Below are 16,594 nucleotides of genomic sequence, written 5' to 3'. Positions count from 1 at the left end.
ATGCGCGGATGTAGCTCAATGGTAGAGCCCCAGTCTTCCAAACTGGCTACGCGGGTTCGATTCCCGTCATCCGCTCCATTTGTCAGCAGTCGCGTCATTGTTGACATTTTCGTCATTCCGTCTTTCCAGCGGTAAGTCAGCAGGACCATGGTGCGGCCCGCTGGAAGGGGTCTCCTGACACCAAAATCATTGGCCGAGACCGTGGAGTTGGGCGGGTGCTGTTGCCGGGTGGGAACCTTCCGGTGGCTCAGGAACTACTGCGTCGCTAGAATTAGATGGAATGTGTACTCCCCTCAACGGGGATGACAGAATCGGAACCACAGGAGAAACTTCGTGCCCAGCAGCCTTGAGAAGCTCAGCACTAACCGTGTGAAGCTCACGATCGAGATGCCCTTCGATGAACTGAAGCCCAGCCTTGACAAGGCCTACAAGGACATCGCCAACCAGGTGAACGTTCCCGGCTTCCGCAAGGGAAAGGTGCCCGCTCCGGTTATCGACCAGCGTTTCGGTCGCGGGGTCGTCCTTCAAGAGGCCATCAACGACGCCCTCCCGGCTGCTTATGGCAAGGCCATCGAGGAGAACACGGTCGTTCCCTTGGGCCAGCCCGAGATCGAGGTGACCAAGCTGGAGGATGGCGAGGTCGTCGAGTTCACCGCCGAGGTGGACGTTCGTCCTGACTTCGATCTTCCCGACGTCTCCGCCATCTCCGTTGAGGTGCCTGCCGTTGAGGTGCCGGACGAGGACGTCGACGAGCGCGTCGAGACCCTGCGCCAGCGTTTTGCCACTAATACGGAGGTCGAGCGCGCTGCTGCCAAGGACGACCTCGTCACTATTGACCTTGCTGGAACCCGTGACGGCGAGGCTCTCGAAGACGCCACCGCATCCGGTGTCACCTACAAGGTCGGTTCCGAGGGCATGCTGGAAGGCCTTGATGAGGCTGTTACCGGTCTCAAGGCGGGTGAGTCCGCAGAGTTCCACTCCACCCTCGTTGGCGGCCCGCTGCGCGGCCAGGATGCCGACATTAAAGTCACCGTTACTAAAGTCTGCGAGCAGGAGCTCCCGGCCGTTGACGACGACTTCGCCCAGTTGGTCAGTCAGTTCGACACTGTCGACGAGATGCGTGCCGACTTGCGCACCGCTTTGGAGAATATGGCTCGCCTCGACCAGGCTGCAGACGCCCGCGACAAGGTGCTGGAGGAGGTTATCTCCAAGATCGACATTGAGCTGCCGACCAGCCTCATCGACTCTGAGCTCGAAGCCCGCCGTCAGCAGGTCAACCAGCAGTTGGCCCAGGCTGGTATGACCGTCGAGGAGTATCTCGAAGACTCCGAAGAGGAGGTGGATAACGCCGACGACTTCTGGGCTGAGATCGAGAAGCGTTCCCTGGACGCCCTCAAAGCCCAAATTGTCCTCGACAAGATGGCCGATGACGACGAGATCGGTGTTGAGCAGAACGAGTTGACTGAGTTGCTGTTCCGCAAGGCTCAGCAGAACGGCACCTCCCCCGAGGAGGAGGCTCAGCACATGATGCAGCACAACCACCTGCCTGATTGGATGCAGGAGATCCGTCGTGGCAAGGCTCTGGCCTCCATGGTGGGTGCTGCTACCGTCACCGACTCGAAGGGTAATGCTCTCGAGCTTGACCGCATCCAGCCTGACGGCACCATTGCCGACAAGCAGGCCGAAGAGGACGCTCCTGCTGAAGATTCTGCTGAGAAGGCTGACGGCAAGGCCACAGAGGAGCCCAAGGCTGAGGAGAAGGCTCCCGCTAAGAAGACGACCACCAAGAAGATTTCCGCTAAGAAGTCTGCTGGTGCCAAGGCGACCACCAAGAAGGTCGTAGACGCCAAGTCTGACGACAAGCCCGCTGCTAAGAAGCCTGCTCCTAAGAAGAAGACGGCTGCCAAGGACGATAAGTCCAAGTGATGATCAGGGGCCACGTGTCCCGTAGGATCGACATGATCCGTGATGACCGGCGTCGTGCGGGTTTCCGCACGACGCCGGTCCCACGTCAACCCTGAGGAAGCTCGATGAACAAACGCCCCGCGCGCCCCACACGATCTCGACGTCGGATCTCTGTTGCCCCTGCCACTCGTCAGTTGCGCAATGCGCGTCAGATGATGGCTGATGACATCGCGGTGGCCCGTGCGGTCGAGCGTGGCGAATTGGAGACTGAGGAACATCCCACCCACGGCGCAACGAACGCGGAGAAGGCGGCCGAATCTGGGCTGCAACCTCAGCCGAGTGACCACGAAAAAGCTGAGGTAGCCACCAGCAAACACGGCTTGCCTAAACTCACCATTGTTCTGCTGACGGTGGCTGCTGCGTGGTTAGGACTGAGCTTCCTGCATGAGCTGTCGAGCGTCGTCGCCCCGTTGTTTTTCGGTTTGAACCTCCTCATCACGGCCTATCCGATTCACACCTGGCTCGTGAAACACAAATGTCCGCGGTGGATCTCTGCCACGACAGCCGGCACCGCCGTCATCGTTGTGCTGGCGGCTGGCGTCGTAGGCATGGTGTGGTCGGTGGCAGCCATGATTAACCAGTTGCAGAGCTACATCCCGCAGATGGAGAAGATCTATACGCAACTGCTGCACTGGTCGACCCAACTTGGGTATTCCCAGGACGTCATTGCCGATAAGCTCAAAAAGATCGATCCGCAGCAAGTGATGTCGGTCGTGACATCGGTTGCCTCGGATACCACCAGCGTCGTGACGATGATTATCGTCATCCTCACTGGCATGATCTTTATGGTCATGGATACCCCGCAGATGCATGATCGGCTAAGGATGGCCGGAAGTCGTAAGCCGGATGTTGTCTTGGCTTTGGAGTCCTTCGCTTCCGGTATTCGTAAGTACTGGTTGGTGACGACGGTATTCGGCCTTATTGTCGCCCTCTTTGACTGGGCAGCGTTGCTCATCATCGGCGTTCCGCTTGCCGGGGTCTGGGCGTTGTTCAGCTTCCTGACGAACTACATTCCAAATATTGGCTTCATCATCGGTGTTATCCCGCCAGCCCTCTTGGCTCTCTTCAAAGACGGCTGGGTGGCGGCGGTGGCTGTTGTCGTCTCCTACTCGGTGCTGAACTTCGTCATCCAGTCGATTATCCAGCCAAAGTTTGCTGGCGATGCCGTGGGTCTGACGCCGACGATGTCCTTTGTTTCTTTGCTTTTGTGGGGTTGGGTTTTTGGGGCGTTGGGAACTCTGATCGCTTTGCCGTGCTCCTTGCTCGTCAAGGCCACTCTTATTGACCACGACCCAGGTGCTCGATGGGTTAATGCGCTGATCTCGTCTCGACCCACAGAAGGGCTTGAGGACAACCCCGATGAGTAGCATGCCGGTGGTGTTCGGACGCGCTGACCGCGAAAGGCTCTGGAACTGTCGTGCCCACAGGGTAGATTCAGGACCGTGAGTCACAATACTTCGATCGCTTCCCAGGGCATGCCCGCCATGGCCGGCCCCGAGACCGGCGGTGCCGGGATGACCGACAACGTCTACCAGTCGCTGCTGCGCAACCGCATTGTCTTCCTTGGTTCCGAGGTTAAAGACGAGAATGCGAATGCGTTATGCGCCCAGATGTTGCTACTCAACGCCGAGGATCCCGAGGCCGATATTTACCTCTACATCAACTCTCCAGGTGGCTCGGTCACCGGGGGAATGGCGATCTATGACACTATGCAGTGGATCTCTAATGATGTTGCGACCGTGACGATGGGCATGGCAGCGTCCATGGGCCAGTTCTTGCTGACCGCTGGCACACCCGGTAAGAGGTACGCCCTGCCGCACGCCAAGATCCTCATGCACCAGCCGCTCGGCGGAGTTGGTGGTACTGCTACTGAGATCGCCATTAACGCCAAGATGCTCAAGGACACCAAACGTGAGTTGTCTCAGCTCAACGCCGACCACTCTGGCCACACCCTTGAGCAGATCCTTGAGGACTCCGACCGGGACCACTGGTTTACCGCTCAGGAGGCTCTCGAATATGGGCTCATTGACCACGTCTACAGCAATGCGTCGCAGCTTCGCGGCGACGCCCCCAATCAGTGAGGTGACCATGGGATTCAACGCCTTTGACAAGAATCGGTTGGCCGCCTTGAACGCTGAGCAGGCCGAACAGGCTGCTCCCGGCGGGCTAGCCCCGGCAGGTCCGCGCAACGACTACTACATCCCGCAGTGGGAGGAGCGCACCTCTTACGGTGTGCGTCGCGTCGATCCGTACACCAAGTTGTTCGAGGATCGCATCATCTTCCTTGGCACTCCGGTGACTGACGACATCGCCAACGCCGTGATGGCCCAGCTGCTGTGTCTGCAGTCGATGGATGCCGATCGTCAGATCAGCATGTACATCAACTCGCCTGGTGGCTCGTTCACAGCTATGACGGCGATCTACGACACCATGAATTATGTGCGCCCCGACATCCAGACGATTTGTCTGGGTATGGCGGCATCGGCTGCGGCCGTGTTGCTGGCCGCCGGCGCGAAGGGGCAGCGTTTGTCCTTGCCGAACTCGACCGTCCTCATCCATCAGCCGGCTATGGGCCAGGCCACGTATGGTCAGGCCACCGATATTGAGATCTTGGACGACGAGATTCAGCGCATCCGCAAGCTCATGGAGAACATGCTCGCTACTGCGACTGGTCAGAGCGTCGAGCAGATTTCCAAGGACATCGATCGCGACAAGTATCTAACTGCCCAGGGGGCGAAGGAGTATGGCCTTATCGACGACATTTTGACCTCGCTGTGAGGTTCGACGCGGTCGTCTGGTGACCCTCGAGGGTTACTGCAGGGTTGGTCGTCGTCACTCGACACGGGTGACGACGACATCCGAAATGGATACTGTCCATAACTAAGGTGTACGGCGCACATCTCGGGAGGATGATCGTCCCGGAGAAGACGGATTGACACGAACCTGCCGACTAGGAGGGAAGCCGGATGGCGCGAATTGGTGAGAGCGGAGACCTGTTCAAATGTTCCTTTTGCGGTAAGAGCCAAAAGCAGGTCAAGAAGCTCATCGCTGGCCCCGGGGTCTACATCTGTGACGAATGTATTGAGCTGTGCAACGAGATCATCGAGGAGGAGTTTTCGTCCTCCGACGAGGCCGGTGGGGTCGAGGACCTTCCCCGTCCGCGCGAGTTGTGCGAATTCCTTGACGCTTGGGTGATCGGCCAGGAAGAGGCCAAGCGGACCCTCTCGGTGGCTGTCTACAACCATTACAAGCGCATCCAGTCCGAGGCCAACGTGCCGCGTGCCCGTCGCGCCGAGGACGACGGGGTGGAGCTCGGTAAGTCGAATATCCTCATGCTTGGGCCGACGGGCTGCGGCAAAACTTACCTAGCTCAGACGATGGCTCGTCAGCTTAACGTCCCCTTCGCAATGGCTGACGCCACCGCTCTTACCGAAGCTGGTTACGTCGGTGAAGACGTCGAGAATATCCTGCTCAAGCTGCTGCAGGCTGCTGACTTCGACGTCAAGCGGGCTGAGCGGGGAATCGTCTACATTGACGAGATCGACAAAGTGGCTCGTAAAGCGGAGAACCCGTCAATCACTCGTGACGTCTCCGGTGAGGGCGTCCAGCAGGCTCTGCTCAAGATTCTTGAGGGGACAGTGGCCTCAGTGCCTCCCCAAGGTGGACGCAAACATCCTCAACAGGACTTCATCCAGATCGATACCACCAACGTCCTGTTCATCGTGGGGGGCGCCTTCGCCGGTCTGGAAGACATCATCGCCAAGCGGATCGGTACTCGTCCGTTGGGATTCAACAATGATCCGGGTGCGAGCGAGGTCATTGAGGGGCCCGAAGCCCTCAGCCTGGTGCGCCCAGAGGATCTTCACCAGTTTGGGCTTATTCCAGAGTTCATCGGACGTCTGCCAATGGTTACGGCCGTGCACCCGCTCGACCGCAAAGCCCTGGTTCGTATTCTGACCGAGCCTCGCAATGCTCTGACCCGCCAATTTGAGAAACTTTTCGAGTTGGACGGGGTGGAATTGACCTTTACCGAGGGAGCCCTGGAGGCGATCGCCGACAAGGCTGTTGCACGAGGGACCGGTGCACGCGGACTGCGGGCCATTATTGAGGAGACCCTCATGGACGTCATGTTCGACGTCCCCTCCCGCGATGATGTCTCCCGAGTCGTGGTAACCCAGGAAGCCATCACCGGTGAAGGGAAGTGTCAGTACCTCTCCACGCCGGTCTTTCATGGTCGAGGCAGGCTATCTGCCTGAGGTCAGTGCTCGTCAAGGACTTCGGCGAGCAGTTTGTCAGCTCGCTTCTGCAAGATCGCCATGGACTTGCGGGCCTTCGCATATCTGCCTTCGCGCCTCCCCTTTGTTTCCGTAACAGACGGTACCCTGACACCCATGGCAACTGGATACTTGCGATACCCCGATGTCCACGGCGACCTCGTGGTGTTCACCGCTGACGACGATGTGTGGTTGGTTCCCGTCACCGGAGGACGGGCGAGTCGTCTCACCAACGATCACGTTATGGTCCGTAATCCTCGCTTCAGCCCCAATGGCACCAAGATTGCATGGACGTCCTACCTGGGTCAGCGGCCCGAAGTATTCGTCATCGACCTGGCTACCGGAGATCAGCGCCGGCTGACATGGCTAGGGGCGGCGCGCAGCTTCGTCGTCGGCTGGCAGGACGACGAGCATGTGGTGTTCTCATCCCCGCACCAGACCAACGACGTCGGCCTGGCATGGTTATACACCGTCTCCCTCGATGGCCATGTCGAGCGACTTGGATACGGACCGGGAATGGATCTGGCCGTCAGTTCCGACGGTGCCGTCGCGGTCGTCACTCCTAATTCCGGCGACTGCTCGCGGTGGAAGAGGTACCGCGGGGGAACAGCCGCTCAGATCTGGCTGCGGCCCGCTAGGGCTGAGAAATTCTTGCGTTTGCTGCGTGAGGGTAACGACAACCACGACGGCTACGCAGCTGCTGGGCGTTACAGCGTGGGTTGGATCGACGGTCGTCTCATCTTCAGTTCCGATATGAGTGACGATGACTGCCCGCAGGCCCAGGCCCAGATCTGGTCAGTTGACGGCCAGGGACACGATCTGCGTCAGCACACCCATCACGGCGAAGCGGAGGGCTATGTGCGTGACCCACGCACCGACGGTACGACGATCGTCTACCACACCCACGGTGCGCTGTGGAGGATGACTGGCCTTGACGCAGAACCGGAGCGTCTGGAGATTGATCTCGGTATCGGAGCCCCTCCACGCATGCCGCTGGATCCTACGGATCGTCTGGAAGCGATCGTTTCGGATCACGGTGGCGACGGATCTTTGCTTGAGTGGCGAGGAGCCGCCTACTTCCTTACCCACCGCTCCGGCCCCGCGCGAGCGCTCTCGGCAGCCGACGGCGTTCGCATCCGTGAGCCGCGCGTTCTTGGCCAGACTGGCCAAGGGGTGTGGGCCAGTGACGTCGACGGAGAGGATTGCCTCGAGGTCGCCAATCTTGATGGCACTGGTGAGATTCGACGTATCGCCCAGGGCCAGATTGGTCGTGTGTTGCATATCGCACCGGCTCCTGACGGCACGAAGGTTGCCCTCATTAGCCATGACGGCCGCATCCTGATCGTCACCATTGCCGACGGAGCGATCCGTGAGATTGGAAAGTCTTTAGAAGGTGAGGCGAATGGGCTGGCATGGTCCCCCGATTCCCGCTATGTAGTGTGGCGATCCCCGATGGCTACCGGCGAGGCGATGATCGGTCAGATACGATGCTGGGACGAGCAGGGGATGGGTGAGCCCTTTGAGCTCACCCGTGGCGCCTTTGATGACTCCTGCCCGGTCTTTACTGCCGATGGCAAATACCTCGCCATGCTTTCAGCGCGCACTTTTGACCCGAATTATGACGGTCAGACCTTCGACCTATCCTTCGGCCACACGCAGCGTCCTTGGCTGGTTCCGCTCAGTGCAACCGAGGCATCCCCATTCGGCCCGTCTTCCCAGGGATGGCGGATCAGTGAGGTGCAGGACGCTAAAGCCAAGGCCAACGCAGAGACTAGTAACGGCGAAGCCGACGAGACGGTTATCTGCCACGTTGCTGCTGACGGATTCGAGGAGAGGATGGTGCCGTTCCCAGTTCCGTCAGGTTCTTATCGCGATCTGGCAGTCGTCAAGGATGGTGTGGTGTGGATCGAGGTGGCTGATCGCGGCGGCGAGCTGGGCGCTACCCGTGCCGGTGTGACCGGGGAAGCACCCAGTGACGTCTTGTGGCACTACAACCTGTCCGCCCGTCACCTCGATAAGCTGTGTGAACGCGTCGACACTTTCTCTGTATCGGGCGATGGCGAGCGTCTCGTGGTGCGCCATCGCGACGACACCATCGTCGTTCCTTCATCTCACAAGGTTGATGACGACGATCCGGCTTACATCCGCGTCGACCTGACGCGGCTGCGTCGTACTGTCAATCCGCGTGCTGAATGGCGTCAAATGTTTGATGAAAACGGGCGCCTGATGGCGAGCCACTATTGGCGTGAGGATATGAACGGGGTCGACTGGGACAGCGTCCTCAACCGCTACCGTCCCCTCGTTGATCTGTGTCACGTCGTTGACGACCTCCACGACATCCTCTGGGAGACGGTTGCCGAGCTCAACACCTCGCACTCCTACGTGTCGGCCTCCGGAGCTGCCGGGGATTCGGACATGCGCGCTGGCCTCCTGGGAGCCGACGTCAGCAGCGGGAATGACGGGGCTAAGGTCGTCCGGGTTATTCCCGGCGAGTCGTCGGATCCTCGCGCGTGGTCACCACTACGGGCAGCTGGAGTCGCGGTGACCGAGGGGGACGTCATTGTTGCGGTGGATGGTCGGAAGGTCGGCGCCGATGGCAACCTCGGTGAGCTCCTGGAAGGATCGGCGGGACGGGTCGTCGAGTTGACGGTACGTCGAGGCGAGAACGAGCGCCAGGTGGCCGTCGTGCCCATGGCTGATGAGGCTCCGCTGCGCTACCACGACTGGGTGGCCTCGCGTCGTCGCTATGTTGAGGAGCATTCGGGCGGACGACTCGGCTACTTACATGTACCGGATATGGTCTCCGACGGTTGGGCCGAGCTGCACCGCCAAATCGGTGAGGCCACTCGCCACGAGGGTGTTATCGCTGATGTGAGGTTCAATCATGGTGGTCATACCTCGCAGCTGGTTGTCGAGAGGTTGGCCCGCAGGGTCGTCGGGTGGGACTACAGCCGGTGGTATGCCACAGCAGATACCTATCCGCAGAACGCCGTGCGTGGGCCGATCGTCATGGTTACTAACCAGTGGGCCGGGTCCGATGGCGACATCGTCGCGGCTGCCACCCAGGCGATGGGGTACGCCAAGGTCATTGGCGAGAGGTCGTGGGGTGGGGTCGTTGTGATCGACGGCAGGTTCGATCTCGTTGATGGCACCTCAGTGACTCAACCGCGCTACGCCGGTTGGTACGGCAGCTACGGCTGGGGTGTGGAGAACCACGGCGTTGATCCTGACATCGTTGTGACGGTGTCTCCGGAGGATTGGGAAGCCGATTGCGACGTTCAGCTCGACGCGGCGATCGCCGAGTGCCTGCGCCAGCTCGACGACAAGCCAGCAGCCACCGCACCGGAACTGCCCGGTCCGGCATTTGATCGGTGCTGAGCTTGGTTCGTCACGACCACCCGGCCACGGCCGATAAGGATCAGCCCCTGCATCACGCAGGGGCTGATCCTTTCTAGAGGCGGGGATCACGGCATGGCGTGAACCCTCAACCGGTCATCATCGGCCTTGACGGGAGACACCCACAGCAGCTGTTGCCGATGCCGCCTCGGAACTGCTGAAGCCGAGCCCGGCGCCGTCTGCTCCGGTACGAGGCAAGGCATAACGGTTGGGGCGGTTACCGGTTCCAGGGGCTTGGGGGGAGCCGGATGTCGCCGGAGCGGAAGCCGAGGGTTGCGCCGGTTGGATCGGTTCGGGGGTCGGCTTGCAGGCATCCGGGAACACCGCTGCCTGCGTGGAGGTGACGGAGACCGGTCGTGGATCGAGCTTTTCGATGCGCAGGTTGTCGATGGACATATCCCCTTCACCCTGGTGGGTGAATCCGATCCAGGCAGGTTGGTCCTTCACAACGATGTCGGTGGAGAAATGAGTCGTCGAGGTGGCGACTCCCATGGCATGGGACTCGGTGATGACTTCCTTGACGGACTTTCCGCTGACCTTGTCGTGACCTGTGACGAGCGAGTACCCGGGTTTGTCAGCCGGGTAGTCGAAGGAGATGCGGTACCGGGTTCCGCCCCCGGTCAGAGGGGCGGACGCGGTGGTCGTGCGCAGCACGATCCCGTTGCGTTCTTCGTGCATCTTCAAGGACCAGTCACCGCTGAGAACCGAGTCCATGGCCCGACCGTTCCAACCTTTCTGGGTGTAAGGCTCATGGCGACGGGATAACTGGGTCCGGGCATCTCCCTCCATGCCTGCGCTTCCCGTGACGAAGGGCCAGTAACCGGTGTCGACGTCCTCGAAGTTCTGGAAAAGAACGGTCGCAGGCGTGACGTGAGGGTCGCTGGGCACAGCAGCGTCAACGACTCGGAAGTCATCGGCGCTGACGATAACATTCCCGGCGAGCGCCTTCAAGGTAACGGTGACTGGTCTGCCGTCAGAGTGGAAAGCAACTCGCAGCCGCTGGTGGTAGGTGCCGAAATACTCGTCGGAAGCGGTGGCGTTGATGGCTGTCGTGGACGTGATGACGGATTCCGCGTGGCCCCCGCATCCCTTCTGATGGTCGATGGGAGTGACCCCGGTGCCGTCGACGGCAAGTCCCACTGGACGGGTCTTAGTCGGATCTATCTGGACCCACGCCCACAGGGAGTGGTCACCAGCAGGCAGATTGAGGACTTGGGAGATCTGCGACTGTGCCTTGCCGAACTCGAGGTGGAAGTTGCCACGGTCGTTGTGCTTGACCGAGACGTTTCCCCGGGCATTCCAACCAGCGGTGTCACCGGAGTAGAAGCCCGGATTGGCGAAGTGACTTCCCTCTCCCCAGTTCGGGGTTTTTGCAGCAGGCACCTTAGACGTCGGGTAGAGGACGTAGGCAGTCTTGGCCTTGGTTGCGGGAATCCTGATGGACCCGTTGGTGACGGGGATTTCGGCAACCTTGACACGGCCGGTGTCGGTGAGCATGAACAGAGATACCGATTTCTGTGCCGCCCAGGAATTCGTGAGTTTCCAAGTTGCTGAGCCATTGCCCGGATTCCAGTAGTACAGGCGATCGCTGCCACCGTTAGACCATGGGAGCAGGTAGGACCCGCCTTCCTTGAAGACCGTGGCACCGTCAAAGGTGATGGTTCTTGCGGTGGGAATCTCATGACCCGAGATGGACTTCTTCGACGAAGTTGCCACGGCTCCGTTAGCGAAAGCGATACGGCCGTCTTGCCAAGACATGATGTCCGAACGCTGTAAGAACTTGGTAGGCAGGTTGCGCTGCCACACATTCGCGATGAACGCGTTGTAGTCGTTGTGGCTCGTCCAACCCTCATACTCAACGACATTGGAGTTGCCGAGGATCGGATCAGGATTCCAAGTGTCGCGGCGGGAGTTGTCGATGAACCGAATGATCCGGGAACTGTATCCCTTGTTTCCGGTTCCGTAGTTCTCGTCATTGGCCCAGTGCGACCACTGGTTATAGCGCGGATAGGTTGACGACCATTCGGAACCGATCCTCCAGCCTTCGGCGTTCAGAGCGTTGGCGATCCGGTCGTTCTGCCAACCAGCAGGGTAGTTGGTGTCGAAGTACAACCAGTCGAGGTTGGACTTGGCTCCCAACTCCTTCCTCAGCTGGTTGAGTCGAGCGAAGAGCTGACCAGACCCAAGGTCCTTGGCGTAGTCCATCCGGTAGGACTGCTCCATCCAGTCCCACGCCTTCTGGTACGGCTTAACGAGGATGTTGTCGCCGAAGTGATTCGCCTCAGGGTAAGACTCCACCAGGTTGACGTGAATGCCGAAATCGGTGTTCCACTGCCTGCCCGACTCGGTGAGCTTCTCGAGATCCTTCATCCCGCCGGCACGGTGGGAGACGTTGCCGCCGTAGTCGGGGTGTGCGGAGTCGTGGCCCTCGGCCTGGTAGCCCTTGAGCAGGGCCTGCTGGCCGAGCCCGTCGGTCGCCAAAGAGATGCGCTTGACATCGTCCAAGGTACGAAGGAACGGATGAGTCGCCTGGGAGACGATGTTAAACGGAATATGGGTGATGACCTTGTTCGCCACGTCCCCCGAGCCGGTCGGCTTCATGGTGACGTCCCGGGTGGCGACGGCTGCGTCCTGCCAGTCGACCTTGCCGTCGGCATTGGCGTCAGCGACGATCTTCACCCGGACGTACGGGGTGTCGGGGTCTGGGCCGATGCCGTCCTTGACAGTGGCACCACCGGGCAGCTGGCATACGGCCTTGTTGCCGAGCGAGTCGGTGGGGCAGGGGGTGGCGGACCCCTTGCCACGATGGACCCAGGTTGCCGGTTCGATGGCTCCGACCTTAGTCCCCCCAACCTGGGAGATGGAGTGGACGAAACGGGCAACCGTGGCGGCGGAGCCGACCAGGCCGTCCTGGGTTGCGTTGTCCTCGAACCCGGCTGCCAGCGTGGAATCGTTCGCCATGGCGACCCAGGAGGTGTCCTGCGAGACGTCAGCGGTGGCGAGGGGCTGGAAGAGGTCGCCGGTCTTGTTGCGATCGACGACAATGTTTGCGCTGCTCAGCTGGGCTTTCGGATCAGTCGAGGTGACCGAGGCGAGAGTGAGGCCGGGCACTGACACGATGTTGACACGGCGGTCAGGGGTGTCGACGATGTGTGAGATCGACCATGTCATGACACCATCGGAGACCTTGATGTTTGCAGTGAGCTCGACGCCGGGCAGGTCGCGGAAGGTGAGCTTCCAGGACGCGGAGGAGCCCGTCGTCGTGGGCGCAGATACAGTGGCGACGTGGTCGGTGCCGTTGATCCTGACCTTCGTCAATGGGGAGCCGATACGTCCTGCCATGTGTGCGTGGCCGACGGTGTAGTCGATCACTTGCGGGAAGTCACGACGGGCTCTCACCGTCACAGTGCCGTCGGACAGGCTGATGGCGTCTTTCGGAACCTCTGGGGTCGGGGGTTCCGATGGTGTGGGGTCCGGGGAGGGGTCTGATCCGTCGACGGTGAAGGCATTGAACTCCGCCATCGAGGAAACTTCCTCGTCCGATCCGTCGCCTCCCCAAGAGGAATTCACCTTCACCTTGACGCAGGTGGCCTTGGTAGCAGCGAAGGTGATCTTGCGTATCGACGTGTTGGAGACACCGTAAGAACCCGCTGCAACCGGCTTCGCCGAGGAGAATGCGGCGTTGTTACAGGTCTTGGTGTCAGCCGTGTACAGCTCGTAGTCGTGCATGCGACCCGAGCCGTTCGAGCTGGATCTGGGCGTGATTTCCACCTTGCCCAGGTTCACGGCCTCGTCACCCAGTTTGAATACGATCCAGTGAGGTAGTGGGTCCTTTCCGTTCTGCCACTTGGTGTGCCAGATCGTGTCGGGATTGCCGTCCAGGGTGTTGGAGATCGGATCGGTGGCGGTAGCCGAATCAGCGGCAACTGCGGTGATTGCCGCCTGGTTGATCTGGCGGTACCGGGTCTCGGCATGTGCAGGGGTCATCGGCGCGATCAGTGCCAGCATCGTGCCAGCTGACACGGCGAGCGCACCGATGGACCTGCCCCTTGGTGTTCGCGACATCGTTGTCCTTCCTCGGGACTCCTCTTGACTGGAGTCCGTTGTGTACAGGTTGAAGAGAGGCTATTGAGTGTTGCCGGGGCGCTGCAAGGGGATGCGCAGACCTTGTGAACGCTTGATGTAATCGTGTACAGGATGACTCACCACGAGAAAAGGGCCGACCGTCGCTGCGGTCGACCCCTTTTCCCTGGTTCCGGGATGTGGAACGGATCAGGAGGTTGTGATCCCCTTACTTCTTGCGTTTGGCTGGAGGCTCGCCCAACTCGGCCTCCAAGATCAACTCGTCTCCCTCGGCGAGGAACGTCAAGGACTCGGTTTTGGAGACCTTGGCCAAGTCGGATTCCACGGCCTTGAGGTTCGCGATGACTGAAGCTGGGGCGCTGATACGGGCCGAAAGGATCGGGGTGCGCATCGGAACCTTGTGAGTCGACTTCACCCCACGCAACTCGACCAAGGCAGCCGAGACGTCGCTCATGAGGTCGACGTCGCCGGTGACGGGAATCTCGTCGGTGGTCGGCCAGGAGGAGGTGTGCACTGAGCCGTCCTTCCACCAACTCCAGACCTCCTCGGTGACGAAGGGCAGGAACGGGGCAAATAGCCGGAGCATGACGTCAAGGGCTAGACGCAGTGCAGTCCGGGCGCTCAGCGCGCCTGCGTTGTCGGCCCCCTCGGAGTCGTAGGCGCGTTCTTTGATGAGCTCGAGGTAATCGTCGCAGAAGGTCCAGAAGAATTGCTCACAGACCTCCAGGGCAGCGGTGTAGTTGAATTTGTCGAATGCCTCGGTCGCTTCAGCGATGAGCTGGCGCAGCCCGGCTAGCATCGACAGATCAGCCGGGTTGGTGATGTCGCAGACTTGACCGCCCTCGCCAAATCCGAGAACGAACTTTGAGGCGTTGAGGATCTTCATGGCCAGACGGCGTCCGACCTTCATCTGAGCCTTGTCAAAAGGGGAATCCATGCCCGGACGGGCCATAGCGGCACGCCAGCGCACCGCGTCGGCACCGAACTGATCAATGATTTCGGTCGGGACGACGGTATTGCCCTTCGACTTTGACATCTTTTTGCGGTCAGGGTCGGTGACGAACCCGGAGATCGCGGCGCGCTTCCACGGCAGCACGCCGTTCTCTAGATGCGCCCGCACCACACGGGAGAACACCCAGGTGCGGATGATGTCGTGGGCTTCGGGGGCGAAGTCCATGGGGAAGGTCTTAGCGAACAGATCGGCGTCGCGCTCCCAACCGGTGACGATCTGGGGAGTCAGTGAGGACGTGGCCCAGGTGTCCATGACGTCGGGGTCACCAATGAATCCGCCGGCGACACCGCGCTGAGATTCTTGGTATCCGGATGGTGGCTGGGAAGCTGGATCCACTGGGAGGGCAGATTCGTCAGGCAATAGCGGGTGCTCATAGTCGGGCTCGCCGTCGGTGCCCAGCGGATACCACACTGGGAAGGGGACGCCGAAGAACCGCTGACGGCTAATGAGCCAGTCGCCATTGAGCCCCTCGACCCAGTTCTCATAACGGTGACGCATGTGCTCAGGGACCCACTCAAGTTCCCGGCCGCGCTCCAGCAAGGCGTTGCGCAGATCGTCATCACGCCCACCGTTGCGGATGTACCACTGCCGGGTGCCGATGATCTCCAGCGGCTTGTCGCCCTTCTCGTAGAAGTTGGCTTTGCGCTGGGTAGGCTTGGGCTCACCGTCCATCTCGCCGGACTCCACGAGGGCTTCAACGACGAGCTTACGGGCGGTGAAGGTGGTCTTGCCCGCGATTGTCTCGTATTTTTCGGCGGATCCGGCGCCGATGATCCACTGCGGGGTCTCGGAGAGGATCCGTCCGTCACGACCGATGATGGTGCGGGTGGGCAGTTGCAATTCCCGCCACCAAGCAACGTCGGTGAGGTCACCGAAGGTACAGCACATGGCGATGCCGGCGCCCTTGTCCATCTCAGCAGCCGAGTGAGCCAACACCGGCACCTCGACCCCGTACAGCGGAGTGGTGACGGTGGTGCCGAAGAGGTGCTGATAGCGCTCGTCGTCGGGGTGAGCGATGAGGGCGCAGCAGGCGGCCAGCAACTCGGGCCGGGTGGTTTCGATGAAGACGTCCTCACCGTTGGGACGGTGGAAGCCAAGGCGGTGGTAAGCACCGGGGTAGTCGCGAGCCTCGAGCTCAGCCTGGGCGACGGCGGTGGAGAAGGTGACGTCCCACAGAGTGGGGGCGTCAGACAAGTACGCCTCGCCACGGGCGTGGTTACGGAGGAAGGCCAGCTGGGCGATCCGCTGCGACTCTGGCGAGATCGTCGTGTAGAGCTGGTTCCAGTCCACAGACAAGCCGACAGCCCGCCACAGGTCCTGGAAAGTTTTTTCATCGACGGCGGTCAACTCGACGCACAGCTCGACGAAGTTGCGACGGCTAATTGGCACCTGACGCTTGGGGTCGGGTTTGCTCGGCGGGGTGAAGTCGGGGTCGTACGGCAGCGAGGGATCACAGCGCACGCCGTAGTAGTTCTGCACGCGACGCTCAGTCGGAAGACCGTTGTCGTCCCAACCCATCGGGTAAAAAACCTTCTTGCCACGCATCCGCTGATAGCGGGCAACGGTGTCGGTGTGGGTGTAGGAGAAGACGTGACCGGGATGCAGGTGGCCTGAGACAGTGGGAGGCGGGGTATCGATGGAAAACACCTGCTCGCGCGAGTCAACTGCAGTGGCGTCGAAGGCGTAGAGCTGCTCGTCTTCCCAAATTTTGCCCCACTTTACCTCCAGACCTTCGAGGGCCGGTTTATCGGGTACGACACCGCGCGTCGGAGGCGTGGCAGATGAGGTGGTAAAGGTTTGTGAGGTCATATTCCAAACTCTAGTGTTCGACTCGGACAGGTCGCTAGACGAGTGGTATTCGCCA

The 16,594-nt window shown here is 60.5% G+C and carries 8 protein-coding genes and 1 tRNA gene; 7 read left to right on the top strand and 2 right to left on the bottom strand.

The window, feature by feature from the left end:
- The first annotated feature begins 4 nt into the window (after positions 1-4).
- The 7 genes from CPA42_RS08525 (at position 5) to CPA42_RS08495 (ending at position 9,617) form a co-directional block, all read left to right on the top strand.
- Positions 5-78: transfer RNA gene (locus CPA42_RS08525), tRNA-Gly, on the top strand.
- Between the two features lie 255 nt (positions 79-333).
- Complete coding sequence (gene tig, locus CPA42_RS08520) at positions 334-1,926, top strand: trigger factor (protein ID WP_002517024.1); 1,593 nt, start codon at positions 334-336, stop codon at positions 1,924-1,926.
- A gap of 191 nt (positions 1,927-2,117) precedes the next feature.
- Positions 2,118-3,332 carry an AI-2E family transporter gene (locus tag CPA42_RS08515; RefSeq protein ID WP_002519268.1) on the top strand — a complete coding sequence of 405 codons (1,215 nt, stop codon included), beginning with the start codon at positions 2,118-2,120 and terminating at the stop codon, positions 3,330-3,332.
- Between the two features lie 108 nt (positions 3,333-3,440).
- Positions 3,441-4,046 carry a ClpP family protease gene (locus CPA42_RS08510; RefSeq protein WP_002516946.1) on the top strand — a complete coding sequence of 202 codons (606 nt, stop codon included), beginning with the start codon at positions 3,441-3,443 and terminating at the stop codon, positions 4,044-4,046.
- On the top strand, positions 4,009-4,743 hold the full coding sequence (locus CPA42_RS08505) for an ATP-dependent Clp protease proteolytic subunit (protein WP_002519269.1): 735 nt from the start codon (positions 4,009-4,011) through the stop codon (positions 4,741-4,743). Before CPA42_RS08510 ends, CPA42_RS08505 begins: the two co-directional genes overlap by 38 nt.
- Before the next feature lie 188 nt (positions 4,744-4,931).
- A complete protein-coding gene (gene clpX / locus CPA42_RS08500) occupies positions 4,932-6,221 on the top strand; it encodes an ATP-dependent Clp protease ATP-binding subunit ClpX (protein WP_002516887.1) in 1,290 nt (429 codons plus the stop codon).
- Positions 6,222-6,356: 135 nt separating this feature from the next.
- Positions 6,357-9,617 carry a S41 family peptidase gene (locus CPA42_RS08495; protein WP_024513574.1) on the top strand — a complete coding sequence of 1,087 codons (3,261 nt, stop codon included), beginning with the start codon at positions 6,357-6,359 and terminating at the stop codon, positions 9,615-9,617.
- Positions 9,618-9,734: 117 nt separating this feature from the next.
- On the opposite strand, the gene CPA42_RS08490 is transcribed toward CPA42_RS08495, so the two are convergent.
- Both CPA42_RS08490 and valS read right to left on the bottom strand, forming a co-directional pair.
- Entirely contained in the window at positions 9,735-13,643 is a 3,909-nt protein-coding gene (locus tag CPA42_RS08490) for an endo-alpha-N-acetylgalactosaminidase family protein (protein WP_002519272.1), read from the bottom strand.
- A 283-nt stretch (positions 13,644-13,926) separates the two neighbouring features.
- Positions 13,927-16,539 (bottom strand): valine--tRNA ligase, encoded by a 2,613-nt coding sequence (gene valS, locus CPA42_RS08485; protein WP_002517021.1) that lies wholly within the window; start codon positions 16,537-16,539, stop codon positions 13,927-13,929.
- Positions 16,540-16,594: the final 55 nt, after the last annotated feature.

It is taken from the genome of Cutibacterium acnes (assembly GCF_003030305.1).
Taxonomy (GTDB): Bacteria; Actinomycetota; Actinomycetes; order Propionibacteriales; family Propionibacteriaceae; genus Cutibacterium; species Cutibacterium acnes.
This window is presented reverse-complemented; position numbering and strand designations above follow the sequence as displayed.